Annotated in this window: 21 protein-coding genes; 10 read left to right on the plus strand and 11 right to left on the minus strand. The window is 65.2% G+C overall.

Annotated elements, in window-relative coordinates; genetic code table 11:
* A partial coding sequence (locus tag QQK43_RS16845; RefSeq protein ID WP_348533543.1) for an aspartate/glutamate racemase family protein occupies positions 1 to 229 on the plus strand: 229 nt, incomplete at its 5' end.
* Positions 230 to 245: 16 nt separating this feature from the next.
* Here QQK43_RS16845 and QQK43_RS16850 read toward each other — a convergent pair.
* The 5 genes from QQK43_RS16850 to def are packed head-to-tail and all read right to left on the minus strand — an operon-like array spanning position 246 to position 3,348.
* Positions 246 to 581 (minus strand): AzlD domain-containing protein, encoded by a 336-nt coding sequence (locus QQK43_RS16850; RefSeq protein ID WP_284308663.1) that lies wholly within the window; start codon positions 579 to 581, stop codon positions 246 to 248.
* On the minus strand, positions 574 to 1,311 hold the full coding sequence (locus QQK43_RS16855; protein ID WP_234264163.1) for an AzlC family ABC transporter permease: 738 nt from the start codon (positions 1,309 to 1,311) through the stop codon (positions 574 to 576). The genes QQK43_RS16850 and QQK43_RS16855 overlap by 8 nt, the downstream gene beginning before the upstream one ends.
* Positions 1,311 to 2,288, minus strand: coding sequence for a methionyl-tRNA formyltransferase (gene fmt / locus QQK43_RS16860; protein ID WP_284308665.1), 978 nt, complete (start codon positions 2,286 to 2,288; stop codon positions 1,311 to 1,313). Before fmt ends, QQK43_RS16855 begins: the two co-directional genes overlap by 1 nt.
* A 32-nt stretch (positions 2,289 to 2,320) precedes the next feature.
* Complete coding sequence (locus QQK43_RS16865; RefSeq protein ID WP_284308666.1) at positions 2,321 to 2,830, minus strand: hypothetical protein; 510 nt, start codon at positions 2,828 to 2,830, stop codon at positions 2,321 to 2,323.
* Positions 2,827 to 3,348 carry a peptide deformylase gene (gene def, locus QQK43_RS16870; protein WP_234264166.1) on the minus strand — a complete coding sequence of 174 codons (522 nt, stop codon included), beginning with the start codon at positions 3,346 to 3,348 and terminating at the stop codon, positions 2,827 to 2,829. Before def ends, QQK43_RS16865 begins: the two co-directional genes overlap by 4 nt.
* Positions 3,349 to 3,607: 259 nt before the next feature.
* Between def and QQK43_RS16875 the strand changes: the two genes are divergently transcribed.
* On the plus strand, positions 3,608 to 4,933 hold the full coding sequence (locus QQK43_RS16875; RefSeq protein ID WP_234264167.1) for a LysM peptidoglycan-binding domain-containing protein: 1,326 nt from the start codon (positions 3,608 to 3,610) through the stop codon (positions 4,931 to 4,933).
* 2 nt (positions 4,934 to 4,935) lie between these two features.
* The gene (gene dprA / locus QQK43_RS16880; protein WP_234264168.1) at positions 4,936 to 6,042 is read left to right on the plus strand and encodes a DNA-processing protein DprA; all 1,107 of its coding nucleotides are present in this window, start codon (positions 4,936 to 4,938) and stop codon (positions 6,040 to 6,042) included.
* 22 nt (positions 6,043 to 6,064) lie between these two features.
* On the opposite strand, the gene QQK43_RS16885 is transcribed toward dprA, so the two are convergent.
* The 5 genes from QQK43_RS16885 to galE form a co-directional block, all read right to left on the minus strand.
* Positions 6,065 to 8,530: a DUF1631 family protein gene (locus QQK43_RS16885; RefSeq protein ID WP_284308669.1), complete on the minus strand. Its 2,466-nt coding sequence runs from the start codon at positions 8,528 to 8,530 to the stop codon at positions 6,065 to 6,067.
* Between the two features lie 80 nt (positions 8,531 to 8,610).
* Entirely contained in the window at positions 8,611 to 9,561 is a 951-nt protein-coding gene (gene secF, locus QQK43_RS16890; RefSeq protein WP_284308670.1) for a protein translocase subunit SecF, read from the minus strand.
* 17 nt (positions 9,562 to 9,578) lie between these two features.
* Positions 9,579 to 11,462, minus strand: coding sequence for a protein translocase subunit SecD (gene secD / locus QQK43_RS16895; protein WP_284308671.1), 1,884 nt, complete (start codon positions 11,460 to 11,462; stop codon positions 9,579 to 9,581).
* Positions 11,463 to 11,621: 159 nt separating this feature from the next.
* Positions 11,622 to 11,942, minus strand: a complete 321-nt coding sequence (yajC, locus tag QQK43_RS16900) for a preprotein translocase subunit YajC (protein ID WP_234264172.1) — start codon at positions 11,940 to 11,942, stop codon at positions 11,622 to 11,624.
* 111 nt (positions 11,943 to 12,053) lie between these two features.
* The gene (galE, locus tag QQK43_RS16905; protein ID WP_284308693.1) at positions 12,054 to 13,034 is read right to left on the minus strand and encodes a UDP-glucose 4-epimerase GalE; all 981 of its coding nucleotides are present in this window, start codon (positions 13,032 to 13,034) and stop codon (positions 12,054 to 12,056) included.
* A 381-nt stretch (positions 13,035 to 13,415) separates the two neighbouring features.
* Here galE and QQK43_RS16910 point away from each other — a divergent pair, with 381 nt between their 5' ends.
* Complete coding sequence (locus QQK43_RS16910) at positions 13,416 to 13,712, plus strand: GIY-YIG nuclease family protein (protein WP_284308672.1); 297 nt, start codon at positions 13,416 to 13,418, stop codon at positions 13,710 to 13,712.
* A 414-nt stretch (positions 13,713 to 14,126) separates the two neighbouring features.
* Here QQK43_RS16910 and QQK43_RS16915 read toward each other — a convergent pair whose 3' ends face one another.
* Complete coding sequence (locus tag QQK43_RS16915) at positions 14,127 to 17,717, minus strand: indolepyruvate ferredoxin oxidoreductase family protein (RefSeq protein WP_284308673.1); 3,591 nt, start codon at positions 17,715 to 17,717, stop codon at positions 14,127 to 14,129.
* Between the two features lie 405 nt (positions 17,718 to 18,122).
* Here QQK43_RS16915 and QQK43_RS16920 point away from each other — a divergent pair, with 405 nt between their 5' ends.
* From QQK43_RS16920 to QQK43_RS16945, 6 genes are all read left to right on the plus strand, one after another.
* Complete coding sequence (locus tag QQK43_RS16920; protein WP_234264175.1) at positions 18,123 to 18,611, plus strand: Lrp/AsnC family transcriptional regulator; 489 nt, start codon at positions 18,123 to 18,125, stop codon at positions 18,609 to 18,611.
* Positions 18,612 to 19,165: 554 nt separating this feature from the next.
* Entirely contained in the window at positions 19,166 to 20,764 is a 1,599-nt protein-coding gene (gene wbaP / locus QQK43_RS16925) for an undecaprenyl-phosphate galactose phosphotransferase WbaP (protein WP_284308674.1), read from the plus strand.
* A gap of 176 nt (positions 20,765 to 20,940) precedes the next feature.
* The gene (gene fcl / locus QQK43_RS16930; protein WP_284308675.1) at positions 20,941 to 21,927 is read left to right on the plus strand and encodes a GDP-L-fucose synthase; all 987 of its coding nucleotides are present in this window, start codon (positions 20,941 to 20,943) and stop codon (positions 21,925 to 21,927) included.
* Between the two features lie 182 nt (positions 21,928 to 22,109).
* The gene (gene gmd / locus QQK43_RS16935) at positions 22,110 to 23,264 is read left to right on the plus strand and encodes a GDP-mannose 4,6-dehydratase (protein ID WP_284308676.1); all 1,155 of its coding nucleotides are present in this window, start codon (positions 22,110 to 22,112) and stop codon (positions 23,262 to 23,264) included.
* Positions 23,265 to 23,296: 32 nt separating this feature from the next.
* Positions 23,297 to 24,262 (plus strand): NAD-dependent epimerase/dehydratase family protein, encoded by a 966-nt coding sequence (locus QQK43_RS16940; protein WP_284308678.1) that lies wholly within the window; start codon positions 23,297 to 23,299, stop codon positions 24,260 to 24,262.
* 33 nt (positions 24,263 to 24,295) lie between these two features.
* The gene (locus tag QQK43_RS16945; RefSeq protein ID WP_284308679.1) at positions 24,296 to 25,531 is read left to right on the plus strand and encodes an oligosaccharide flippase family protein; all 1,236 of its coding nucleotides are present in this window, start codon (positions 24,296 to 24,298) and stop codon (positions 25,529 to 25,531) included.
* Positions 25,532 to 25,535: the final 4 nt, after the last annotated feature.

A 25,535-nucleotide genomic window follows, 5' to 3' on the forward strand; every position in this document is an offset into this window, starting at 1 on the left:
CGTGCTGCCCCCGGTGCTGGACACCCTGACCGAGGCCGTGCGCCCGCTGTGCGCTGCGGGCGCCCACAGCGTGGTGCTGGCCGGGGCCGTGCTGTGCGGCTACGCCCCGGCGCTGAGCGAACGCCTGGGCCTGCCGGTGTTCGATGGCGTGGCTTGCGCCACCCGGCTGGTGCACGCCCACTGGGCACTGACCGCCGGTCAGCCCGCCAGCAGCCCGGCCTGCGCCTGAGCCCCCGGCGCGCGCCTCACCAGCCGAGGCCGATGTGCAGCGGCAGGTAAACCGTCATGCCGGCGACGATGGTGCCCAGCACGCTGCGCCGCCACCAGAACCAGGCCACCCCGGCGGCGGTGGCGAACAGCCGCGCGTCCTGCCAAGTCCGCAAAAGTTCACCGTGCGTGGTCAGCACCTCAGGACCGATCACTGCGGCCAGCGCCGCGATCGGGGCGTATTGGAGGCCGCGCTGGGCCCAGTGCGGCAGCGTCCAGGGTTTGTTCGACAGGAAGAAGAAACCCCGCGTGATCACGGTCACGCCGCCCAACAGCACGAAGGTCAGCAGGTTCCACGGATCGACATCAAGCATGCTGGTCTCCCGCGCCGCGCAGCGGCGTTTTCTCCAGCACCAGGCAGATCGCCACCGCTGCGGCGATCGCCACCAGGATATTGAGCTTGAGCGGCAGGGCCCAGGCCGCGACGGCGGCCGCGGCGGCGATGCCCGCCGACACGATGCGCAGCCGCGAACTGGCCAACGAACACAGCACCCCCAGCAACGCCAGGATGCCGGCGAACCCCAGACCCCAGGCCGGCGGAATGGCGTGCGCCAGGAAGATGCCGATCACGCTGGCCAGCATCCAGCACAGGTAATTGATCGCGCAGTTGCCCATCAGGTAGGCCTGCTGGCGCGCCACCTCCAGCGGCGTCTGGCCGGGCTTGGGATAGCGGCGGGCGAAGAACACATAGCTCAGGTCGCCCGTCACGTAGCCCGAAACCAGGCGCCGCCAGCGCGGCAGGTGCATCAGGTAGGGCCGCAGGTGGGCGGAAAACACCACGAAGCGCAGGTTGACGCAGAAGGCCGCGGCCAGAATCACCCACAGCGGCGCGCCGGCCGCGATCATGGGCACCGAAGCGAGCTGCGCGCTGCCGGCGTAGACGATGAAGGTCATCAGCAGCGCCTCGGCCACCGACAGCCCCGACTGCACCATGGCCACGCCCGTCATCAGCCCCCAGGCCGAGATGCCCACGGCCACCGAGGCCTGGTCACGCACCCCTTCCCAGAACTCGGGGTGCTTGCGGTGTTCGGGCAGATAGAACATCAGGCCGCTCCTGCCGGCGCCGCGTCGAGCACCTGACCCGGTGCCAGCGCAAAACCGCGCAGGAAATCGGCCGCACCCAGGCGCTTGCCGCCAGCGCGCTGCAACGCGGTCAGCACCAGCACCCCGTCACCGGTCTGCACCCGCACCCCTTGGGCGTCGGCGGCCAGCACCTGGCCAAGTTGGCCCGCGCCCGTGCCCGCGCTTTCGGCGTGCGCCGCCCAGACCTTGACAGGTTCACCCGCGAGCGCCGTGGCCCCGCCCGGAAACGGGTCGAAGGCGCGCACCCGCCGCGCCAGCACGGCCGCCGGCAAAGCCCAGTCCAGCGCCGCCTCGGCCTTTTCGATCTTGTGCGCATAGGTCACGCCTTCGGCGGGTTGCGGCACCGCGCGCAAGCCACCGCAGGCCGCCAGTTCCAGCGCTTCGACGATCAGCCGTCCGCCCAGGTCGGCCAACCGGTCGTGCAGGCGCGCGGTGGTGTCGGTGGCGGCGATGGGCAGGCGCTCCATGAGCAGCATGTCGCCCGTGTCCAGCCCGGCGTCCATCTGCATGATGGTCACACCGGTTTCGGCGTCGCCGGCCTCGATGGCCCGGTGAATAGGCGCCGCACCGCGCCAGCGCGGCAGCAGCGAGGCGTGGATGTTCAGGCAGCCGCGTGGCGGCGCGTCGAGCGCCCATTGCGGCAGGATCAGGCCGTAGGCGGCGACGACCATGGCCTCGGCACCGGCCGCGTCGATCGCCGCGCGCGCGGCGGCCGCGTCTTCGGGGTACTTGCCATCCAGCCGCAGGCTGCGCGGCTGCGCCACCGCCATGCCCTGTTCGAGCGCGAACTGCTTGACCGGCGAAGCCTGCAGCTTCATGCCCCGGCCGGCGGGCCGGTCCGGCTGGGTCAGCACCAGGGGAACCTCGAAGCCCGCCGCCACCAGGCGCTCCAGCGCCACGCGGGCGAAAGCGGGCGTGCCCGCAAAAACCAGTTTCATGAGGAGAAGGTCCGGAAGAGAGCCACCCGCGCTCAGGAGCGGCCGGGGGCGTCAGGGGGTGCGTCGGGCATGGGTTCGTCGGCAAACACCACGCGCCGCACCACGCCGTCGGGATCGATGTGCACATGCACCAGGCGCGGCAGGTTCACCGCCAGGAAGCGGTAGGTCCAGACGTCGCCCTGAAAGCGCGCCACCCGCTCGACCAGCGCCGGGCGGCCCAGGTGGAACAGCACGTCCTCGCGGCGCCAGCGGTCCACCGCGATGTGCTGCTCCAGCCATTCGGGCGTCATCACCTGTTCCCACTGGCGCAGCCGGCCAGCGGCGTCCAGATCGAGGTTGTAGACCTGCTGACCACCAGGCTGACGCGAATACTGCAGGCGGCGGCCGTCGGCCAGCGGGTACTCCGTGGTCGGCCGGCCCAGGCGCTGCTCGATGTCCGCACGCGGGGTGCCTGGCGCCAGGCGCTCGGGCATGCCGGCACACCCTGCCAGTCCGAACAGGCTCAAAGCAATCAGCCCCAGCAGCCACCGCCGGATGTTCATGCGCGGGTGGCCTCCCGCTGGGCCTTGACCATCTTTGTCTTGATGCGCCCTTGCTTCAGCGGTGAGAGATATTCCACGAACACCTTGCCCATCAGGTGGTCCATCTCGTGCTGGATGCAGACCGCCAGCAGGCCCTCGGCCTCGATCACGCGGCTCTGGCCCGCGCCATCGAGCGCGCGCACCTTCACCGCGATCGAGCGCTCCACCCCGTCGTAGATGCCGGGCACCGACAGGCACCCCTCTTCGCCCTTGCGGGTTTCCGGGCTGGCCCACTCGATCACCGGGTTGATCAGCACCAGCGGCTGGTTGCGCTCTTCGCTCACGTCGATGACGACAAGCCGCTCGTGCACGTCCACCTGCGTCGCCGCCAGGCCGATGCCGTTGGCGTCGTACATGGTGGCGAGCATGCGCTCGATGAGCGCGCGGATGCGTTCGTCCACCGCCTGCACGGGCTGGGCCACGGTGTGCAGGCGCGGGTCGGGATAGCGGAGGATGGTCAGGAGCGGTGGAGCGGTCATACGGTATTCGCCCCCTTCGGCGGGGGTGTGCGGCGGCACGGCCTCGGGTGCAGAAGAGCCCGGAATGTGACGTCGGCAGGTGCTTTGTCGCTATTTTCGCCACTTTTCCCGGGGTGCGCAGCAAGGCGCCTTCTTAGACGTTGCCTAATCAAGGGCTTGGGCGCAAAATTGAAAGAGCTTTGTCAAGAAAAGTTACCAATCCGGCCTGCGCCTCCCTGCCGGGGGGCCGGGAACAAGGTAATTGCCCCAGGGGCCATCCATGCCATTGAACCAACGTCTGTCTTCCGCCCTGCAACCTCTGGCGTGCGCCGCCGCGCTGAGCCTGCTGTCCACGGGCATGGCCTGGGCGCAGAAGTACCCCATCACCCCGGCCCAGCGCGCCACCGCCAACCAGGTGGCCCAAGCCGGCGTGCCGCTGTCCGAACTGGCCCCCAATGCCCCCGACAGCTACACCATCAAGCGCGGCGACACGCTCTGGGCCATCTCCGGCGTGTTCCTCAAGAGCCCGTGGCGCTGGCCCGAACTCTGGGGCATGAACCTCGATGACATCCGCAACCCGCATCTGATCTTCCCCGGGCAAACGCTGTTCCTGATCACCGAAAACGGTCGCGCCCGGCTCAGCACGCGGCGCCCCGGTGGCGAAACCACGGTCAAGGTTTCGCCGCGCACCCGCTACGAAAGCCTGTCCGAATCGGCCATTCCGCCGATCAACCTGCAGGCGGTCGAGCCCTTCCTGACCGACCCCATCATCGTCGACGAAGCCACCTTCTCGCGCGCGCCGCGCATCGTGGCCACGCCGGAAAATCGCGTCCTGCTCAGCCTGGGCGACCGCGCCTACGCCCGCGCCCAGTATGGTGATGGCGACGACCCGAGCGCCACCGCCCTCAGCACCGCCGACGGCAAGCCGCGCCACTACCGCGTCTACCGCAACGCCACCCCGCTCAAGGACCCCGGCACCGGCGAAGTCCTCGGTTACGAGGCGCAGTACATCGGCAAGGCCTTCCTGGCGCGCTCGGAATCCCGCCAGCCCGCACCGGTCGAGCCGACCCCCGTCGTCAAACCCAAGGGCCCCGACGTCTACACCGCGTCCTACGGCGCTCAGCACAACATCGCGCGCGAACAGGTCGCCGACAAGCCGGTTGCCGCCCCCCAGCAGGCCGACGACGAGCTGGTGCCCGCCACCATCGACATCACCGCCGCCAAGGAAGAGATCCGCGTCGGCGACCGCCTGCTGCCCGAGCCGCCGCGCGAATTCCCGCACTACGTGCCGCATTCGCCCACCGTCGAACTCAAGGGCCAGATCGTCTCGGTCTATGGCAACGCGGTGCGTTTTGCCGGCCAGAACCAGATCGTCACCATCAACCGCGGCCGCCAGCATGGCGTCGAGCCCGGCACCGTGCTCGCGCTGGAGCGCGACACCAACACCTTCACCGACCGCACCGACGACAGCCGCCCGACGCTGCGCCTGCCGGGCGAGCGCAACGGCCTGATGATGGTGTTCCGCACCTTCGACCGGGTGTCCTACGCCGTCGTGCTGCAGATCGCCGACGGCGTGAAGGTGGGCGACCGCTTCACCAACCCCTGAGCATGCCCACCGGCGAGCTCGCCGCCTGGTTGCGGCTGCTGCTCACGCCCGGCGTCGGCCGCGACAGCGCCCGCAAGCTGTTGGCCGCGCTCGGGCCGCCCGAAACCATCTTTGCCCAAACCCGGCCGGTGCTGCATGCCGTGGTCGGCCCGCGCCTGGCTGAAGCCCTGCTCGTCGAGCCCGAGGGATTTGCCGATGCCCTCGCACAGCTCAAGGCCTGGCTGGACGCCGATCCCCAACGCCAACTCATCCCCCTGGGCGACCCGGCCTATCCGGCCGACCTGCTCGAAACCGCCGATCCCCCCGTGCTGCTGCATGCACTGGGCGATGCCAGCCTGATGCAGCATCCCCGGCGGCTCGCCATCGTGGGCAGCCGCAACCCCACGGCCCAGGGCGCCGACAACGCGCGCCAGTTCGCCCGTGCGCTGGGCGAGGCCGGCGTCTGTGTCGTCTCCGGGCTGGCGCTGGGTGTCGACGGTGCCGCCCACGAAGGCGCGCTCGATGCCGGTGCCCCGACCATTGCCGTGGTCGGCACCGGTCTGGACCGGGTCTACCCCAAACGCCATCTGGACCTGGCGCGCCGCATCGTCGCCCAACAGGGCCTCATCCTCAGCGAATACCCGCTGGGCACGCCGCCTCTGGCGCCCCACTTCCCCCTGCGCAACCGCCTTATCGCCGGGCTTTCGCAAGGCACGCTGGTGGTGGAAGCCGCGCTCCAGTCCGGCTCGCTCATCACCGCCCGCATGGCCGCCGAGCAGGGCCGCGAAGTTTTCGCCATTCCCGGCTCCATCCACTCGCCCCAGGCCCGGGGCTGTCACGCACTGATACGCCAAGGCGCCAAACTGGTCGAGTCCGCGCAGGACATCCTGGAAGACCTGCGCATCGCCACGCCCACAGCGCTGGCGCCAGCATCGGACGCCGACACCGCGACAGGGCCAGACGACCCGTTGCTGGCAGCACTGGGCTTCGACCCCGTGAGCCTGGATGCGCTGCAGGCACGCACCGGCCTGGACACCGCCACCCTGCAAACCCGTTTGCTGGAACTGGAACTCGACGGCTTGGTGGCCCGCCTGCCTGGCGGCCTGCTGCAACGCCTCGGCACGGCCTGACGCCGCCCTTCAGCAAGCGGATTCAGGCCAGCAAGCGCTCGGGGTTGGCGTCCAGCTTGGCCAGCGCGTCGCGCGTCGCACGCACCGTGAGCGTTTCCTCTTCGCTCGGCACCAGCAGCCCCGCCTGCAGGTAGGCGGCCACGCGGTTGACCTGGATGAGGAAGCAGCGCCCCGTGCCGGAGACGAACATGAACAACTGACCACGCTCACTGCGCCAGGCCAGTTGCACGTTGTTGAGCCGGCCGTTGTGGTCCAGCCCGAACCAGGTGCCGATCTGCAGCTCCACCGCCCAGGCGCGCATCGCCTCGTTCGGCTGGCTGCCACCCTGGCTGATCACCTCGATGTTGCTGGCATCCACGCCAGTGATCATCTCGATGCTGTCGTTGTCGAGATCGAGATCGCCCACACCGCTCTCAGGCAGGTAGTCCTCAAGATGGGCCAGCCGATCCGACAGCTTGTCCAGGCTCTCCTGCGGGATGACTTCGGTACGCGACATGAACGCATCGGCCAGCGTGTCGCTGACCGACTTGATGTGCTGATCCTGCAGACTGGCCGGAAACCCCAGCAGGCCCATGCCCTGCCGCAGGCGCTGCAGCAGGCCCGGCAACTGCTGGATCACGCGCGCCCGGTCGTTGCGGTTGGGCTTGGCACTGGCGGCCCACAGCAGGTCGGTCGCCACTTGCCGCAGGCCAGCCGTTTCCTCGTGCTTGACGCCGTACTTGACGCTCGCCACCGCCAGCACATCGACCCACACCTTGAACAGGAAATCGCGGATTTCGTCGCGCACGGGCACGTCGTTGAGCAGCTTGCGCAGCTCGATCGTGTACTGCACCGTGAGCGTTTCCTTCTGCTCCACCTGCTGCGCCACCGACACGAAGCGGCTCGCTGCGCCCTGCTCGCTCAAATGGGTGGCCAGGAATTTCTGGAACTCGTCCAGCACCAGCTGAAACACGCGGCGCCCCGTCTCGGGGTACTGCTCGATCACCTGCACGACGCGCTTGATCTCCGCCTCCAGCGCGGCCGAATTCACGCTGCTTTCAAACCCCATCACGCACGAGCCCATGCGGTCGATCAGCCGCCGCGCCGGGTGCTGCAGCGACCCGAAAAACTCCGGCTCGGCCAGCGCCACGCGCAGCACCGGGATCTGCAGACGGGCAAACCACACGCGCACGCTCGGCGGGATGCGCTCTTCAGCCAGGATGCTCTGGAACATCAGGGCCACCACTTCGATGATGGCTTTCTCCGACGGTGTGGCCGCCGCCTCCTTGAACTCCGCCGTGCGCTGGCGCAGATCGGACGCGGCCTTCTCGACGTGCGAAGCGTCCATCACATAGGCCATGCCGCGGCCGGAAGTCGTGGGCGTGGCCACCGGCTCGATCAGCACCGGCGCCGCCATGCGCAGAGCGTTGTCCAGGCGCGGCGACGGTTCGAGGATCTGGGTTGCTTCGAAATCGCTGCCCACTTTGTCGGCCAGCAGGCGCTTGAGCCGCCCCATCACACCCTGGGCACGCTGGCGCGCCCGTGCCAGCGGCGATGTGCTCGTCAGCAGACGGGTTTCGTCCTGAATCCCGCTGGCCATGCCCTGGCGGCTGCTCATTCCGCCATCCCGTTTCGAGAGACCACCGCTGCGGCCTGATACGGCCCCGCCGCCGGACGTACCAGCCTCCGACCCGCCCGAACCACCGCCACCCTCGCCGGCACCTCGGCCGGCTCCGCTCGCACCCTGGCCACCGCTACCGCCGCCGGCAGAACCACCCCGGCCAGCCGACCCCGATGCGCCGGCCTCGGCCGCCTGCTCACCATCGGCCACCCGCATCGAGGGCAAAGGGGAACGGTTGCCAGGGGCGCGCTTGACCAGCGCCTGAAGGTCGATCTCCTTCATCACACCACTGGCCACCAGGAATTCGTTCGCGGCCTTGTAGGCGGCCAGCATGTGCTTGGCCAGCTCGGGCGCCAGCGCGTCCTGGATGAGTTGCCAGCCTTCGCGCGAGAGCGACAGGTTGAGCCACTGATCCACCAGAATGCGCGCCGTCACATCGGGCAGCAGCACATCGCCACGGGGCAATTCCTGACGGCGCTCCAGGTGCTGGATGCGCAGGCGCAGTTCGTTCAGTTCAGTAGAGCACTGGTCCAGCACCCGCATCGCCAGGCGTGAGGCGAGGATCTGGTCGTCGATAGCGCCCTCGGCCACGAGTTCCAACCGGGCCGGCGCCGAGAGCGACTGGCCGGACTGGCTGAAGCGAGGCAGCAAGGTCCGCTGGAGCGATTTTCGGGCGTTGTTGAGCCAGCTTGTCTGGTGCTGGCGGAAGTCCATCCAGGCGTCGCGGCGCTCCTGCATTTCGCGCGCCGGACCGACCTGCTCCATCAGCGAAGACAGCCGGGCATCACAGGCTTTGACCAGGTCGGGCAAGCACCGCCCGACGTGAACCACAAAGAGTTCCCGCGCCTGCTTCGCGAGTGAGGAGACGTGAGGATCGGGCGAAGACACAATTCGTTCAGTATGACACGAAAGGACTCATCCGAACGCCACGCGCCCGCGGGAGCCGCCGCGTTTTTCGCGGTTTCGGGTTACACCACCGCGCCCGCGTTCGGGTCGTCCTGATCGCCTTCCTTGCGGGACGATTTCACCAGGTCTTCGCGCTTGATACCCAGCCACATCGCGATGGCCGCCGCCACGAACACGGACGAATAGATGCCGAACAGAATGCCGATGGTCAGGGCCATGGCGAAGTAGTGCAGCGTCGGCCCACCGAACAACAGCATCGACACCACCATCATCTGGGTCGAGCCGTGCGTGATGATCGTGCGGCTGATGGTCGAGGTGATAGCATGGTCGATCACCTGCACCGACGTCATCTTGCGCTGCCGGCGGAACGCCTCGCGGATCCGGTCGAAGATCACCACCGACTCGTTGACAGAATAGCCCAGCACGGCCAGCACCGCCGCCAGCACCGCCAGCGAGAATTCCCACTGGAAGAAGGCGAAGAAGCCCAGGATGATCACCACGTCGTGCAGGTTGGCGATGATGGCCGACACCGCGTACTTCCACTCGAAGCGCATGGCCAGGTAAATCATGATCCCCAGGATCACCAGGCCCAGCGCCTTCAGGCCGTTCTGCACCAGTTCCTGCCCCACCTGCGGGCCCACGAACTCGGTGCGGCGCAGCTCCACCGCCGGGTTCTGCGCCTTGAGCGCCGTCATCAGCTGCGCACTCTGCTCGCCCGAGGTCTTGCCCGCCTGCGGCGGCAGGCGCAGCAGCACGTCCTGCGAACTGCCGAAGTTCTGCACCGGCACTTCCAGGTAGCCCAGATCCTCGACCACCTTGCGCACGGCGTTCAGATCAGCCGGCTGCTCGTAGGCCACCTCCATGACGGTGCCGCCGGTGAACTCCACCGACAGGTGCAGCCCCCGCGTGACCAGGAAAAACACAGCGGCGGCAAACGTGACGAACGACACCGCGTTGAGCACCAGCGCGTGGCGCATGAACGGGATATCGCGACGGATACGGAAGAATTCCATGACCTGTTCCTTCTTGCTCAGTCGGCCTTGGCCACGGTACTGCCCTCAGACCCCGGGCGCCACACCGTGCCGATCGACACGCTCTTGAGCTTCTTCTTGCGGCCGTACCAGAGGTTCACCAGCCCGCGCGAGAACACCACGGCCGAGAACATGCTGGTCAGGATGCCGATGCAGTGCACCACGGCAAAACCCCGCACCGGGCCCGAGCCGAACAGCAGCAGCGCCACCCCGGCGATCAGCGAGGTGATGTTGGAATCCAGAATCGTGCCCCAGGCGTGCTCGTAGCCGGCATTGATCGCCGTCTGCGGTGCCGAACCCCTGCGCAGTTCCTCGCGCACACGTTCGTTGATCAGCACGTTGGCATCGATGGCCATGCCCAGCGCCAGCGCCATGGCCGCGATGCCGGGCAGCGTCAGCGTGGCCTGCAGCATCGACAGAATGGCCACCAGCAACACCAGGTTGAACGCCAGCGCCAGGCTGGAGAACACCCCGAACAGCGCGTAGTACGCGCACATGAACACCACGATCGCGGCAAAGCCCCAGATCAGGCTGTTGAACCCGCGTTCGATGTTTTCCTGGCCCAGGCTGGGGCCGATGGTGCGCTCTTCGATGATCTGCATCGGCGCCGCCAGCGAACCCGCGCGCAGCAGCAGCGCCGTGTCGTTGGCCTCCGCCGTGGTCATGGCCCCGGAAATCTGCACCCGCCCGCCGCCGATCTCGCCGCGAATCACCGGCGCCGTGACCACCTCGCCCTGCCCTTTTTCGAACAGGATGATGGCCATGCGCTTGCCCACGTTCTCGCGCGTGATGTCGCGGAATACACGCGAACCCTTGCTGTCCAGCGTCAGGTGCACAGCGGCCTGGTGGGAATCGTCGAACCCGGCCTGCGCATCGGTCAGGTTTTCGCCGGTCAGCAGCACATCGCGCTTGACGATGACCGCGCGGCCGCTGCGCTCCAGGTAGCGCTCCGAACCGAACGGCATCGGCCCGGTGCCGCGCTCGGCGGCCAGCCCGTCGGTGCTCTCGTCCACCATGCGCAGTTCCAGCGTGGCGGTGCGGCCCAGGATGTCCTTGGCCTTGGCCGTGTCCTGCACGCCCGGCAACTGCACCACGATGCGGTCGGCTCCCTGCTGCTGGATCACCGGCTCGGCCACACCGAGTTCGTTGATCCGGTTGTGCAGCGTGGTGATGTTCTGCTTGAGGGCCTGGTCCTGAATCTGGCGCAGCGACTCGGGCCGCAGCGCCAGCACCAGCGACTGCGGGTTGGCCGGCGTGCCCTGCGGCACCGCCAGATCGGTCAGCTGCTGGCGCACCAGGTCTTCCACCGCCAGGCGCATGTTGTCGTCGGCCACGCGGACCTCGATCGACTGGCCGTTGCGCGAAATGCCGCTGTGGCGGATGCCCTTTTCACGCAGCGCCGTGCGCAGATCGGTCGCCAGCACATCCAGGCGCCGCTGCAGGGCCGCCGGCATGTCCACTTCCAGCATGAAGTGCACACCACCACGCAGATCCAGCCCCAGGTACATCGGGGCAGCGCCCAGGCTGGCCAGCCAGGCCGGCGTGCGCGGCAGCAGGTTCAGCGCCACCACGTAACCCGGGGCAGCCTGATCGGGGTTGAAGGTGCGCTCCAGCACGTCGCGGGCGCGGATCTGCGTGTCGGTGTCGTTGAAACGCACGCGCACCGAATTGCCGTCGAACTGCACCAGCGTCGGCTGGATGTTCGCGGCCGACAGCGCCGACTCCACCCGGCTCGTCGTGGCGCCGTCCACCTTCACCGTGGCCCGGGCCGACGAGACCTGCACCGCCGGCGATTCGCCGAACAGGTTGGGCAAGGCATAGATCAGGCCGACCAGCAGCGCCACCACGATGATGGCGTACTTCCACAGCGGATAACGGTTCATAAAGACAGGCCTTCCGGCACGCTAGAAACTTCGATCACTCAAACCACAGGGTCTGGTGGCACCCGGCCGATCTGCCGCACCGGGGCCCGGCTTGCGGCCCGCCCGGCACCGAAGCCGCGCCAGAGCGGGGAGCGCCGCACCGCGGCGCCAGGCACGCTGTTACTTGACCGTGCCCTTGGGCAGCACCTGCACCACGGCACTGCGCTGCATCTGGACTTCCACGCCATCGGCAAGTTCCACACCGACGTAGATTTCACCGATCTTGGACACCTTGCCCAGGAAACCGCCGGCCGTCACGACCTCGTCACCCTTGGCCAGGGCCTCGATCATGGCCTTGTGTTCCTTCTGGCGCTTCATCTGCGGGCGGATCATCACGAAATACAGCACCACGAACATCAGCACCAGCGGCAGCAGGCTCATCAGCGTGGAAGAGGTGTCGCCACCGGCGGCGGCCTGGGCGTAAGCGGAAGAAATGAACACGGCGAAAGTCTCCGGGTAGATCGAAAGAACGGACAGCCGACCTGAGCGGCGCGCCTTCCAGGCGGTCGCAAGCAGAAATCGGCCAAGCGGCCATTGTATTCGGCGACCCGCTCAGGCCGCCCCGGCCCGGCGCTGTTCCCACTGCCAGACGTGGCGCACGATGTCGGGCAACGCCGGGTAGCGCGGTGCCCAGCCCAGCTCCGCCCGCGCCCGCCCGCTGTCCGCCACCAGCACGGGCGGGTCGCCCGCCCGCCGGGGCAGGTCTTCCCAGGCCACCGGCCGGCCCGTCACCTGCTCGACCGTGCGAATCACCTCGCGGATCGAAAAACCGTTGCCATTGCCCAGGTTGAACGCGGCCGAAGCGCCGCCAGCCACCAGCCGGTCCAGCGCCAGCAGGTGCGCGTCGGCCAGGTCTTGCACGTGCACATAGTCGCGGATGCAGGTGCCGTCGGGCGTGTCGTAATCCGTGCCAAACACGCCGATGGCTGGCCGCTGCCCCGTCGCCACCTGCACCACCAGCGGAATCAGGTGCGTCTCCGGGTCGTGCCGTTCGCCGAGCAGGCCTTCCGGGTGGGCGCCCGCCGCGTTGAAATAGCGCAGTGCCACGTGCCGCAGCCCGTGCGCCCGGTCGCAGTCGGCCAGGATCTGTTCCACCATCCACTTGCTCCAGCCGTACGGGTTCACCGGCTGGCGCGGATGCGCCTCGTCGATCGGGGTGTACACCGGGTCGCCGTAAGTGGCCGCGGTGGACGAAAAAATCAGGCGCAGCACCCCGTGCTCGACCATGGTCTCGATCAGGTTGACCGTGTTGCCCACGTTGTTGGCGTAGTAGCGCGCCGGCAGCCGCATCGACTCGCCCACCTGGATCGACGAGGCAAAGTGCAGCACCGCGTCGAACCGGTGGGCCGCGAACAGCGCCGACAGCGCCGCCCGATCAGCCAGATCGCCCCGCACCAGCGTGCCCGCCAGCACCGCGTCGGCATGGCCGCTGGAAAGGTTGTCGAACACCACCACCTCATGCCCGGCGCGCGCCAGACGCAGCACCATGTGCGAACCGATGTACCCCGCCCCGCCAACCACCAGCACCTTCATGCGTTCCCCGCCCACCGTTCTGTTCCTGAAGGGGCGGATGGTAGCGCGCAGCAAGGCCGGCAGGGCGTGACGGGAATGGGGCGTGCGACGCTGGATGCCCGCCTGCGCGGGCATGACGGGACTCGGGCTCGGGCTCGGGCTCGGGCTCGGGCTCGGGTGGCTGTGGCTGTGGCTGTGGCTGTGGCTGTGGCTGTGGCTGTGGCTGACAAGCATGCGTTGCTTCCGTGCACCCTTCGTCGTGATCGTGCGCCATGGTGTCATTCCCTCGAAAGCGGGAATCCAGAACATGGGCTCACACAGGCGCTGGATGCCCGCCTGCGCGGGCATGACGGCGAGCGCGGCCACCCTGACAATCCGAAAAAACCGTCAGGGAGTCTCACCATGCGCGAACGGCACCCCGCCGTCTATGTGCTGGCCAGCCAGCGCAACGGCACGCTCTACGTTGGCGTCACCAGTGACCTGGTCCAACGCATCCACCAGCACCGCCACGAACTGACCGGGGGGTTCACGCAGCGTTATGGCGTGCACCAGTTGGTGTATTTCGAACCGCACGGCACCATGGAAGCGGCCATCACGCGGGAAAAGCAGCTCAAAAAATGGCGACGGGCCTGGAAGCTCGCGCTGATCGAGTCCGTCAATCCCGAATGGCGGGACCTGTGGCCTGATCTGCTGGGGTAGCGCCCCCTGGATGCCCGCCTGCGCGGGCATGACGGGGCTCGGGCGTGCTGATCTGCGCGATATACCTGCCTGCGCGCCCCTGCACCCTGCACCCTGCACCCTGTGCCCTGTGCCCTGTGCCCTGTGCCCTGTGCCCTGTGCCCTGTGCCCTGTGCCCGATACGGCCTGGCCGAGCCGCCTCGGCCCGCTTTCACAGACAGGGCGCACTGGAAATGCATGAACCACCGGGCCGTCATTCCCGCGCAGGCGGGAATCCAGAACGTGGGCCCACCCAGGCGCTGGATGCCCGCCTGCGCGGGCATGACGGTGCACAGGCGTGATCTGCGCGATGCACCCGCCTGCACCAGCCATGACGGCAGATGTGGCGTGCTGTGCGGCGCGACGTACCCGCCTGCGCGGGCAGACGCAGCGCCGTTACGCGGCGCGCACGCGCTTGACTTCCGCGCGGCCTTCCCAGCGGGCCAGCAGTGCCTCGCGGCGGATCATGGCGGCGGCCAGGTTGCGTTCCTTCACGTGGCCATAGCCGCGGATCTGTTCGGGCAGGCTGGCGATTTCCAGCGCTACCGGGTGGTTGTCGGCGTTGAGTGTGCCCAGCAGCGACTCCACGTCGGCACGGTATTGCGCGATCAGATCTCGCTCGGTGCGGCGCTCGTCGGTGCGGCCGAACGGGTCCAGCGCGGTGCCCCGCAGGCCCTTGAACTTCGCCAGCAGACCCATGGCCTTGAGCATCCAGGGGCCGTAGGTCTGCTTGATCAGCTCGCCCTTGGCGTTCTTCTTCGCGAACAGCGGCGGCGCCAGGTGCATCTGAAGGCGGTAGTCGCCCTCGAACTGCGCGGCGATCTGGGCGTGGAACGCCGGGTCGCTGTGCAGGCGGGCCACTTCGTACTCGTCCTTGTAGGCCATGAGCTTGAACAGGTAGCGCGCCACCGCTTCGCTCAGGCTGGTCTTGCCCAGGCGGCTTTCGGCCTGGCGCACCCGTTCGACAAACGCCTTGTAGGTGTCGGCGTAGGCGGCGTTCTGGTAGCCGGTGAGGAATGCCACACGCCGCGCCACCAGGTCTTCCAGCGTGTCGCGCTTCTTGAACTGGATCACCTGCGCCCCGGCCGCCGGCGCCAGCAGCGCGGCCACGGCCTGGGCATCGTGCGCGGCGCGGCGGCCCCATTCGAAGGCCTGCTTGTTCTTCTCGACCTGCACGTTGTTGAGCTCGATGGCGCGCATCAGCGCTTCCAGCCCCAGCGGCACCCAGCCGCGCTGCCAGGCGTAGCCCAGCATCATGGGGTTGGTGTAGATGGAATCGCCCATCAGGCGCGCGGCGGCGGCCTCGGCGTCGAAGCGGCCCACCGCCTCGTCACCCAGCACCTGCACCAGCGAATCCACACAACCCTGCGCCGGGTTCTGCCATTCGGTGTTCTTCACGAACGCCGCCGTGGGCGTGGCGCTGGTGTTCAGCGCCACGTGGCTGCGGCCGGCGCGCAGGCGCTGCAGGGTTTCCTTGCCCGCCGCCACGATCGGGTCGCAGCCGATGACCAGGTCGGCCGACGCCGCGCCCACGCGCGTGGTGCGGATGTGGTCCTGGCTGGCGCCGATGAGCACATGGCTCCAGGTGGCGCCGCCCTTTTGCGCCAGGCCCGCCGCGTCCTGCGTGACGATGCCCTTGCCTTCGATGTGCGCGGCCATGCCCAGCAACTGGCCGATGGTGATCACACCCGTGCCGCCCACGCCGGCCACCACGATGCCCCAGGCGTCAGCGCCCAGCGCCGGCAAGGCCGGCTCTGGCAGCGCACCACCCGTCCATTCGGCGCCCGCGCCTTTTTGGTCCTTCTTGCGCAGTTGCCCGCCCTGCACGGTCACGAAGCTCGGGCAGAAGCCCTTCACGCAGGAAAAGTCCTTGTTGCAGGTGCTCTGGTTGATGCGGCGCTTGCGGCCGAATTCGGTCTCCAGCGGCTCCACGCTCAGGCAGTTGCTCTGCACACCGCAGTCGCCACAGCCTTCACACACCAGCTCGTTGATGACCACGCGCTTGTCCGGCTCGGCCATCGTGCCGCGCTTGCGGCGGCGGCGCTTTTCGGTGGCGCAGGTCTGGTCGTAGATGATGACCGTGGTGCCGGTGATCTCGCGGAACTCGCGCTGCACCGCGTCCAGCGTGTCGCGGTGCTGGATGGCGATGCCCGCCGGCAGACCCGTCACGCCCGCGTACTTCTCGGGCTCGTCGGTGACGATGGTGATCTTCACCGCCCCCTCGGCGCGCATGCTTTGCGCGATCTGCACCACGCTGTGCCCTTCGGGCCGCTCGCCCACCTGCTGGCCGCCGGTCATGGCCACGGCGTCGTTGTAGAGGATCTTGTAGGTGATGTTCACCCCGGCCGCGATGCTCTGGCGCACCGCCAGGATGCCGCTGTGGAAGTAGGTGCCGTCACCCAGGTTGGCGAAGATGTGCTGCTCGTTCACGAACGGCTGCTGCCCGGCCCAGGGCACGCCCTCACCGCCCATCTGGGTGAAGCCGACGGTGTCGCGGTCCATCCAGATGCTCATGAAGTGGCAGCCAATGCCGGCCATGGCGCGCGAGCCTTCGGGCACCTTGGTGCTGGTGTTGTGCGGGCAGCCGCTGCAGAACCAGGGCTGGCGGTTGGCGTCGGCCGACGCGCCGGCCAGCAGCGTCTGGGTGGAGCGTTCCTGCGCATCCAGGATCGCCAGTTGCGCGTCAATGCGCGCTTCGATGTCCTGCGGAATGCCCAGCTTCTTCAAGCGCCGGGCGATGGCGCGCGCAATCATCGCGGGCGACAGGTCGGCGTTGGCGCGCAGCAGTGTGTGGCCGCTCGGGTTCGGGCGGCTCCACTCGCCACCGCTGTAGTCGCCCTCGACCTCGTCGAACTTGCCCAGCACATTGGGCCGCACGTCGGGCCGCCAGTTGTACAGCTCTTCCTTGAGCTGGTATTCGATGACCTGGCGCTTTTCTTCCACCACCAAAATTTCGCGCAGCCCGGTCGCGAATTCGCGCGTGATGCTGGCCTCCAGCGGCCACACCACGTTCACCTTGTGCAGGCGAATGCCCAGTTGCTGGCAGGTAGCATCGTCCAGGCCCAGATCGATCAGCGCCTGGCGCGTGTCGTTGAAAGCCTTGCCGCTGGCGATCAGGCCCAGCCGGTCGTGCGGCCCGGCGATCACGTTGTGGTTCAGCCGGTTGGCGCGCACATAGGCCAGCGCCGCGTACCACTTGTAGTCGAACAAGCGCGCTTCCTGCTCCAGCGCAGCGTCGGGCCAGCGGACGTGCAGGCCGCCCGGCGGCATCTCGAATTCGGGCACCACGATCTGCACCCGGTTCGGGTCGATCTCGGCCGTGGCGCTGGACTCCACGATCTCCTGGATCGTCTTCATGCCCGTCCACACGCCGCTGAAACGGCTCATGGCAAACGCATGGATGCCCAGGTCCAGAATGTCCTGCACCGTGGCCGGAAAGAACACCGGCAGGCCGCAGGCCTTGAAGATGTGGTCGCTCTGGTGAGCGGCGGTGGAACTCTTGGCCACGTGGTCGTCACCCGCCACCGCAATCACCCCGCCCCAGAGCGTGGTGCCGGCCATGTTGGCGTGCTTGAACACGTCGGAACAGCGGTCCACACCCGGCCCCTTGCCATACCAGATGCCGAACACGCCGTCGAATTTGTTGCTGCCCTTGGGCGCAAACCCCAGTTGCTGCGTGCCCCAGATCGCGGTGGCGGCCAGCTCCTCGTTGACCCCCGGCTGGAACACGATGTTCTGCGCCTTGAGGTAACTGCTGGCCTTCTGCAGCGCCTGGTCATACCCCCCCAGCGGCGAGCCCCGGTAACCGCTGATGAAGCCCGCCGTGTTCTTGCCGACCAGGGCGTCGCGCTGGCGCTGCAGCATGGGCAGCTTCACCAGCGCCTGCACCCCGCTCATGAACGCGCGGCCGTGGTCCAGGGAATATTTGTCGTCCAGCGTGACGGTTTCGAGCGCTTTGCGGACGTGCTCGGGCAGTGGGGCGTTCATGTTGTCTCCTGCGTGGGGTAGGTCGCCTTGTGGGCGGCTCTGCTGAAAAGGCCATCCGCCGCGTTGGCAGGCAGCCCAAGTGCCAGCCAGTGTAGGGCCGCCCCGCTGACAGGTGTTTGCTTTTCGTGCCCGGATTCGGGTTATCCAAGAAAGGATATTGCTGGTTTGCGGGGAAAATTGGCGTAAACACCAATGAATCACCACACCCGGAAATCCCCCTCCGTCATACCCTTTGGCCCCCCTCCGTCATGCCCGCGAAGGCGGGCATCCAGGTGTTGGGGGCTGGATTCCCGCCTTCGCGGGAATGACGATGGTCACCGGCACCACCCACCTCATTCCCACCACACCCCGCCGCTCCCTCACGCTTCCTACCGCTCCCTGCCCCCAGCCCACTTCCCCCACCCCATGACCACCCTCGACAAATTTGATCTCGCCATCCTTCACGAACTGCAGGCCGACGGGCGGCTGACCAATGCCGAGTTGGCCAACCGGGTCGGGCTTTCGGCTGCGCCCTGCTGGCGGCGGGTGCGGGCGCTGGAAGAGGCCGGCTTCATCATCGGGTACCGGGCCGTGCTCGACCGGCAGAAGATCGGCCTGGGGGCGCTGGCCTTCGTGCGGCTTGACGCCGAGCGCAACACCGGCGACGCGCTGGCCGCCATGGAAAAGGCCATCCAGCACATTCCCGAAGTGATCGCCTGCCACTACATCAGCGGCTCCGGCACCTTCGAGCTGCAAGTGGTCTGCGCCGACCTCACCGAATTCAGCCGCTTCGCGCGCGAGGTGCTCATCAACCTGCCCAACGTCAAAGACCTGCACACCAGCTTCTCGCTCGGCGAGGTCAAGGCCGGCGGCGCGCTGCCGCTCGGGCACCTGGCTTCGGCCGGCTCGCCGTGACGCCAGTGCGGGAAATGAAACCGTTTTTGCTACCCCCCAGGTGATTCATTTGTAACGTTACGTGCATGGCGCCGCACCGGCACGGTTCGTCGTGAACTTTGTCACGCAGAATCCCCTGAAGCCCTCCCGACAGCCCCCTCGCCATACACATTCCATTACCTTTTGATGTTCCGGCGGCCCCACGCAGGGGCCAGTGTCGCCAGGAGGGAAAACATCCGTTAACAAATGCACTCCTCATGGACGAACGACCCGGGCGCCACTCGGGTAGAACCTACAATTCCGCGCACCATTTGCGTGCGAATGGTGTTCGGTCACGAACGGGGGGAACGGTTATTGCGTTGGGTGCTCTGGTCTATCGCTGCCACAGCCCTGTGGCAGCGGTGCTCCCTGGCCTGGCCAGGAAGATTTGAAGGAGGGAGGCCTGTGAGCCCACACCACGCACAAGCCCATCGGGCTGGCACACACCTGTCAATGTCATTGGCTCCGTTCACCCTGCGCGCGGTGACGGTATCCGCCTGTTTATCGCACCGCACGCGCTCGCGCCGCTGATGGTCATGAGTCTGCTCAACACCCCGCCGGCGCATCTGGTTGCCGACGCCATCGCCGCACCCGATGGCGCCCCCGCCAGCGTCACCTCCCTGCGCAACGAACAAGACCTGGCCCGCGCGCTCGCGCCGTGGCAGCGCGTGGCCGAACGCCAGCGCTGGGTCAAACCCATCCTGCTGCTGACCGACCTGGCGGTCATGTGGCTGTGCTTCCTGGCCGGGCGCGTGCCCGCGTGGGTCCGCGACGACATGAGCTTCTGGGCCGCCATGGACGTCTGGTGGACCGACCACGGCCAACTGCGCATCGCCCTCTTTCTGGCGCTCTCGCTCGCCATCGTGCTCTGGTGCGGTGCCGCCAAAGGCCACTACACCGCCGCCCGGCGCAAACCCTGGTGGGACGAGGCGCGCGACGTGTTCCTCATCGTCGGCCTCGCCGCCATGACCGACGCGCTGGTGCTCTACCTGGGCAAGTGGCAGCTTTCGCGCCTGTGGACCGGCGTGAGCTGGACACTCATCCTGCTGCTGCTGCCGCTGGCCCGCCTGGCCGTGCGGCAGCGCCTGCTGCGCGTCGGCCTGCTGGCGCAGCCCTATGTGCTGGTCGGCCGCCCCGAAGACCTGCCCCTGGCCGCTGCCGCCCTGGCCAGCGAACCCCTGATGGGCTACACCCCCGTGGCCGCCGTCGGCCCCGACGCCGCCCCCGGGCAAGCCAGCGGCCACCCGGTCAAGCTCGGTAGCCGCACGCTGGCGCCCACCCCGCTCACCCCCGGCGTGCGCGCCTTCCTCAGCCGGCCCGGCCCCTACCAGGTGGTGATCGTGCTGGGTGAGAACCAAGGCCCCTGGCTGCGCGACCTCACGCAGGAGCTGATGCTCACGCGCGACGACGTCATCATCATCCCCGCGCTCAGCGGCCTGCCCATGCTGGGCATGGAGGTCTCGCACTTCTTCAGCCACGAAGTGCTGCTGCTGCGGGCCCGCAACAACCTGCACCGGCGGGCGCCGCAGCTCGTCAAACGCGCGGTCGACATCGTGCTGGCTTCGCTGCTGATCGTGTTGCTGGCACCGTTGCTGGCCGTGGTGGCCTGGATGATCAAGCGCCAGGACAGCGGCCCCGTCTTCTTCGTCCAGCCGCGCGTGGGCCTGGGCGGGCGCGAATTTCCGTTCATCAAGTTCCGCAGCATGGTGCTGAACGCCGACGCCGCGCTGGAAGAATGGAAGGACTCCCACCGCGACCTGTGGGAAACCTACCGCGCCAACAACTTCAAGCTTGCCGACGACCCCCGCGTCACGCCCGTGGGCCGCTGGATCCGCCGCACCAGCATCGACGAGCTGCCCCAGCTCTTCAACGTTCTGCGGGGCCACATGAGCCTGGTCGGCCCGCGCCCCCTGCTCGCCCGCGAACTGCCCGACTACGGCCCCGCCATCAGCACCTACGGCCAGACCCGCCCGGGCATCACCGGGCTCTGGCAGATCAGCGGCCGCAGCAACAGCACCTTTCAGCACCGCATTGCCATGGACCTCTGGTACGTGCGCAACTGGTCGCTCTGGTACGACATCGTGATCCTTCTGCGCACCGTGCGCGTCGTGGCCAGGCAGGAGGGCGCCGTCTGAGCCAGCGCCACGGCGCCACCCCACTCGCCATTCCCGCAAAAGCAAGAATCCCGAACCGTCATCCCCGCCAAAGCAGGCCCCCAACCGTCATTTCCGCGAAGGCAGCCCCCCCCATCCGTCATTCCCGCAAAGGCGGGAATCCACCCCACCAGCCGCTACCCGTTCAGCCCCGCCGCATGAGCCCACCCACTCCCCGCATCTACGTTGCCGGCCACCGCGGCATGGTTGGCGCCGCCATCGTGCGCACCCTGCAGGCACAAGGCCTGCCCGCCAGCCAGCTCATCACCCGCACCCATGCCGAACTGGACCTGACCGACCAGGCCGCCGTGCGCGCCTTCTTCGCGCAGGAACAGCCCGACCAGGTCTACCTGGCTGCCGCCAAGGTGGGCGGCATCCATGCCAACAACACCTACCCGGCCGACTTCATCTACCAGAACCTCATGATCGAGGCGAACGTGATCGAAGCGGCCTTCCGCGCGGGCGTGAAGAAGCTGCTCTTTCTGGGCAGCAGCTGCATCTACCCCAAGCTCGCCGCCCAGCCCATGACCGAAAGCGCCCTGCTCACCGGCACGCTGGAGCCCACCAACGAGCCCTATGCCATTGCCAAGATCGCCGGCATCAAGCTCTGCGAAAGCTACAACCGGCAGTACGGCGCCAGCCACGGCGTGGACTACCGCAGCGTCATGCCCACCAACCTCTATGGCCCGGGCGACAACTACCACCCCGAAAACAGCCACGTGGTGCCCGCACTGATCCGGCGCTTTCACGAGGCGCAGGCCCAGGGCACGCCCGAAGTGGCCATCTGGGGCACGGGCACGCCGCTGCGCGAATTCCTGTACGTGGACGACATGGCCGCTGCCAGCGTGCACGTGATGAACCTGGCGCCCGCCGTGTACCAGCAGCACACCCAGCCCATGCTCAGCCACATCAACGTGGGCTTCGGCAGCGACCTCAGCATTGCCGACCTGGCGCGCGCCGTGGCCGCCACCGTGGGCTACACCGGCAGCATCCGCTTCGACACCAGCAAACCCGACGGCACGCCGCGCAAGCTGATGGACAGCAGCCGCCTGCACAGCCTGGGCTGGAAAGCCCGGGTATCGCTGACAGAAGGGCTGGCCCTGGCGTACCAGGACTTCCTGCAAAACGCACCGCGCTCCGTCTGACCCGACAGCCCCCGCCCGCCCCCCGCCGTTCCCTATCCCCGCTACTCCCTATCCCCGCTACTCCCTATCCCCGTCATTCCCGATCCCCGTCATTCCCGATCCCCGTCATTCCCGCGAAAGCGGGAATCCACCCCCGACGGCCCCAGGAACCCACCGCAGCGCCCACCCGCCACCCGACCCCGATGACCCAGCCAGCCAACACCCCCAGCCCCGCAGCCCCCAAAGTCGCCCTCATCACCGGCGTGACCGGCCAGGACGGCTCCTACCTCGCCGAACTGCTGCTGGAAAAGGGCTACATCGTGCACGGCATCAAGCGCCGCAGCAGCCAGTTCAACACCCAGCGCGTGGACCACATCTACCAGGACCCGCACGAACGCAATCCGCGCTTTCACCTGCACTACGGCGACCTGACCGACAGCAGCAACCTGATCCGCATCGTGCAGGAAACGCAGCCCGACGAGATCTACAACCTGGGCGCCCAAAGCCACGTGGCCGTCAGCTTTGAAAGCCCCGAATACACCGCCGACGTGGACGCCCTGGGCACGCTGCGCCTGCTGGAAGCCATCCGCATCCTGGGGCTGGAGAAAAAGACCCGCTTCTACCAGGCCAGCACCAGCGAGCTGTATGGCCTGGTGCAGGAAATTCCCCAAAAGGAAACCACCCCCTTCTACCCGCGCAGCCCTTATGCCGTAGCAAAGCTCTACGCTTACTGGATCGTCGTCAATTACCGCGAGGCATACGGCATATACGCTTGCAATGGAATTTTGTTCAACCACGAATCACCGCGGCGGGGTGAAACCTTCGTTACTCGAAAAATCACCCGCGGCCTGGCCAACATCGCCCAAGGGCTGGAGAGCTGCCTCTATATGGGCAATCTGGACGCACTGCGCGACTGGGGCCACGCTAAGGACTACGTGCGCATGCAGTGGATGATGCTGCAGCAGGAAACCCCCAAGGATTACGTGATTGCCACTGGTGTGCAATACAGCGTGCGTCAGTTCATTGACATGGCAGCCAAGGAACTTGGCATTACTCTCTCATTTGAAGGCAAGGGCGAAAATGAGAAAGCAGTTGCAATCAAAGTCGAAGGTGACAAAGCACCCGCAGTAAGGACTGGGGACGTAATTATTCAGGTGGACCCTCGATATTTCAGGCCGGCCGAAGTTGAAACCTTGCTTGGCGACTCTAGACTCGCAAACAATGAACTGGGATGGCACCCCCACATCACAATCAATCAATTGATTAGTGAAATGATTGACACCGACATCGCCATTTCCGAACAGCAAGCCCTTCTTCGCAAGCAGGGCTTCACAGTCGCAGTCCCAAAAGACAAATAAACTGCATCACTCAACTGAGAAAAAACTGAAAAATGAGAACAATAATCACCGGGTGCGCGGGATTCATAGGGTTTCACTCAACTCTTCAGCTTTTGGCAGAAGGGCACCGCATCGTTGGAATAGACAACCTCAACAACTATTACAACCAAAACCTGAAAATTGAGCGTCTAAAAATATTGCTTGATAACGACAACTTCAGCTTTGAAAAGCTAGATTTATCCAACAAGGAAGCAGTTGAAAAAGTTTTTGCAGCCAAAAAGCCCAATCTGGTTCTTCATTTGGCAGCACAGGCAGGAGTAAGATTTTCTATTGAAGATCCTTATACATACATCGACAGCAATATTTTAGGGACAGCAACAATACTTGAAGGCTGTCGTCACAACTCCGTTGAACACCTAATCTACGCGTCCTCATCCTCAGTTTATGGAGCAAATACCAAGCAACCATTTTCGCCAGATGATCGCACAGACTCACCCGTATCGCTCTATGCAGCAACAAAAAAATCTACAGAACTGCTATGCGAGTCTTATTCCAGAATGTATAAGATTCGGGCAACTGGGTTGCGCTTCTTCACCGTCTATGGTCCTTGGGGACGACCCGACATGGCGTATTTCAAATTCGCAAAGGCAATTCTTTCAGGGACCCCAATTGATGTCTACAACTGGGGAAAAATGAGGCGCGATCTAACATATATCGATGATATTGTTGATGGAATATCCGCCCTCTCCAATTCGCGCACACAAACAGCCAGACACAACATCTACAACCTAGGAAACAATCATCCTATTGAACTCAATCGAATGATTGAGGTTTTAGAAGAAAAGTTGGGATGCAAGGCTGAAAAGAAATTTCTACCCATGCAGCTTGGCGACGTCGAGGCGACATATGCGGACATTACCTCAGCAAAGCGAGATTTCGGCTTTTCACCCAAAGTGTCACTGGAAGAGGGGCTTGACCGATTCTGCAATTGGTTTATCTCACATCAAGCCTTTGCTTAAGAAGCCCCCCACTCAAACCGTCTAAGTTCAAGCATGCTACGAAAAAATGTAGTTTATTTTGGACTATTGCAGGGAGCAGAGTATCTTGCACCATTTCTTGCCATTCCGATAATGGCAAGAACGCTAGGAACAGCCGAGTATGGAAAAATCGCATTAACACAAGCAATTCTGGCTTACTTCATATTAACAGTTGAGTTTGGATTCAATTATACCGCGACGCGCGATGCAGCGAGATCGAGCGATGACAACAGAAAGCTACAGCTTTTATTCGGGGAAATATTTGGCGCCAAACTCATTCTCTTTGTCTTAACCTCAATTGCCGCGATTCTTCTTACCATTTTTCTCCACAAAACGCTGGGGATTCTACTGCTCATCGCACAATTATCGGCTCTGGCAAATGTTTTCAGCCCCATATGGCTACTACAAGGAATTGAGAGAGTCGGGCCAGCAGCATTAATAAGCAGCTCGATTAAATTCTCCGCCCTTGGAATTGTATTCATAATATCCAAAACCGACCCGCGCATCGAGTCATTTGCGGCAGTCATTTTTGGATTCAATCTTCTTTCTTCGATAGCATTGCTAATATATACACACAGAAGATACAAGATCACTTCTCTCAAATTCTCTCCGAGAAAATCATTCAAAAGATTAACTCGGGAAAAGAGTGCTTTTTTCTCATCTGCTGCAAGCTCATTCTACCGATCTTCCAACTCAATCATCTTGGGTATGACTGCATCTATGGGAAGTGTTGGAATCTACTCTATTTGCGAAAAGGTTGTTCGGGTTGCTCAGGAGCTCAATAGGCCAATTGCAATGGCCACATATCCGCGACTAAGCTCCAAGCTCGACAAAAACACCAATTGCTTCCAATTAGCCATTTTCAGAAGAACCTTCTTTGCCTTTCTTCTCATAGGAGCAGGTTCCTCTGCATCACTTTTTTTGTTTGCAGATAAAATCTTTATTTTTTTGACTGGCTCCATTTCAGACGAGGCGCTACTAAGTCTTAAAATCATGTCTGCAGCGCCTCTTATAGCCAGCATTAACTTGATACTAGGCGTGCAAGTAATGCATTCAATCAATCAAAGCTCACAGTTCGCAAAGATGGTCTTTGCGGCAGGTATTTTTAGCTTTTTTCTGATTGGCCCGATGTCATACTTCTTCTTCGCAACTGGTGCCGCAATTACATATATCGCCTCAGAACTGTTGTTGCTAGTACAGCTAGCTGCCTTTCATAATCGAAGAAGAGCTGCATATGAGAAAACCACCTAGGCTG

The organism is Hydrogenophaga electricum, from assembly GCF_030160815.1.
Lineage (GTDB): Bacteria > Pseudomonadota > Gammaproteobacteria > Burkholderiales > Burkholderiaceae_C > Hydrogenophaga > Hydrogenophaga electricum.

Excerpts from the sequence above, each read along its gene's own strand:
- QQK43_RS16850 (WP_284308663.1), bottom strand. The coding sequence starts at position 581 with ATGCTTGATGTCGATCCGTGGAACCTGCTGACCTTCGTGCTGTTGGGC.
- QQK43_RS16855 (WP_234264163.1), bottom strand. The coding sequence starts at position 1,311 with ATGTTCTATCTGCCCGAACACCGCAAGCACCCCGAGTTCTGGGAAGGG.
- fmt (WP_284308665.1), bottom strand. The coding sequence starts at position 2,288 with ATGAAACTGGTTTTTGCGGGCACGCCCGCTTTCGCCCGCGTGGCGCTG.
- QQK43_RS16865 (WP_284308666.1), bottom strand. The coding sequence starts at position 2,830 with ATGAACATCCGGCGGTGGCTGCTGGGGCTGATTGCTTTGAGCCTGTTC.
- def (WP_234264166.1), bottom strand. The coding sequence starts at position 3,348 with ATGACCGCTCCACCGCTCCTGACCATCCTCCGCTATCCCGACCCGCGC.
- QQK43_RS16875 (WP_234264167.1), top strand. The coding sequence starts at position 3,608 with ATGCCATTGAACCAACGTCTGTCTTCCGCCCTGCAACCTCTGGCGTGC.
- dprA (WP_234264168.1), top strand. The coding sequence starts at position 4,936 with ATGCCCACCGGCGAGCTCGCCGCCTGGTTGCGGCTGCTGCTCACGCCC.
- secF (WP_284308670.1), bottom strand. The coding sequence starts at position 9,561 with ATGGAATTCTTCCGTATCCGTCGCGATATCCCGTTCATGCGCCACGCG.
- secD (WP_284308671.1), bottom strand. The coding sequence starts at position 11,462 with ATGAACCGTTATCCGCTGTGGAAGTACGCCATCATCGTGGTGGCGCTG.
- galE (WP_284308693.1), bottom strand. The coding sequence starts at position 13,034 with ATGAAGGTGCTGGTGGTTGGCGGGGCGGGGTACATCGGTTCGCACATG.
- QQK43_RS16910 (WP_284308672.1), top strand. The coding sequence starts at position 13,416 with ATGCGCGAACGGCACCCCGCCGTCTATGTGCTGGCCAGCCAGCGCAAC.
- QQK43_RS16915 (WP_284308673.1), bottom strand. The coding sequence starts at position 17,717 with ATGAACGCCCCACTGCCCGAGCACGTCCGCAAAGCGCTCGAAACCGTC.
- QQK43_RS16920 (WP_234264175.1), top strand. The coding sequence starts at position 18,123 with ATGACCACCCTCGACAAATTTGATCTCGCCATCCTTCACGAACTGCAG.
- wbaP (WP_284308674.1), top strand. The coding sequence starts at position 19,166 with ATGAGTCTGCTCAACACCCCGCCGGCGCATCTGGTTGCCGACGCCATC.
- fcl (WP_284308675.1), top strand. The coding sequence starts at position 20,941 with ATGAGCCCACCCACTCCCCGCATCTACGTTGCCGGCCACCGCGGCATG.
- gmd (WP_284308676.1), top strand. The coding sequence starts at position 22,110 with ATGACCCAGCCAGCCAACACCCCCAGCCCCGCAGCCCCCAAAGTCGCC.
- QQK43_RS16940 (WP_284308678.1), top strand. The coding sequence starts at position 23,297 with ATGAGAACAATAATCACCGGGTGCGCGGGATTCATAGGGTTTCACTCA.
- QQK43_RS16945 (WP_284308679.1), top strand. The coding sequence starts at position 24,296 with ATGCTACGAAAAAATGTAGTTTATTTTGGACTATTGCAGGGAGCAGAG.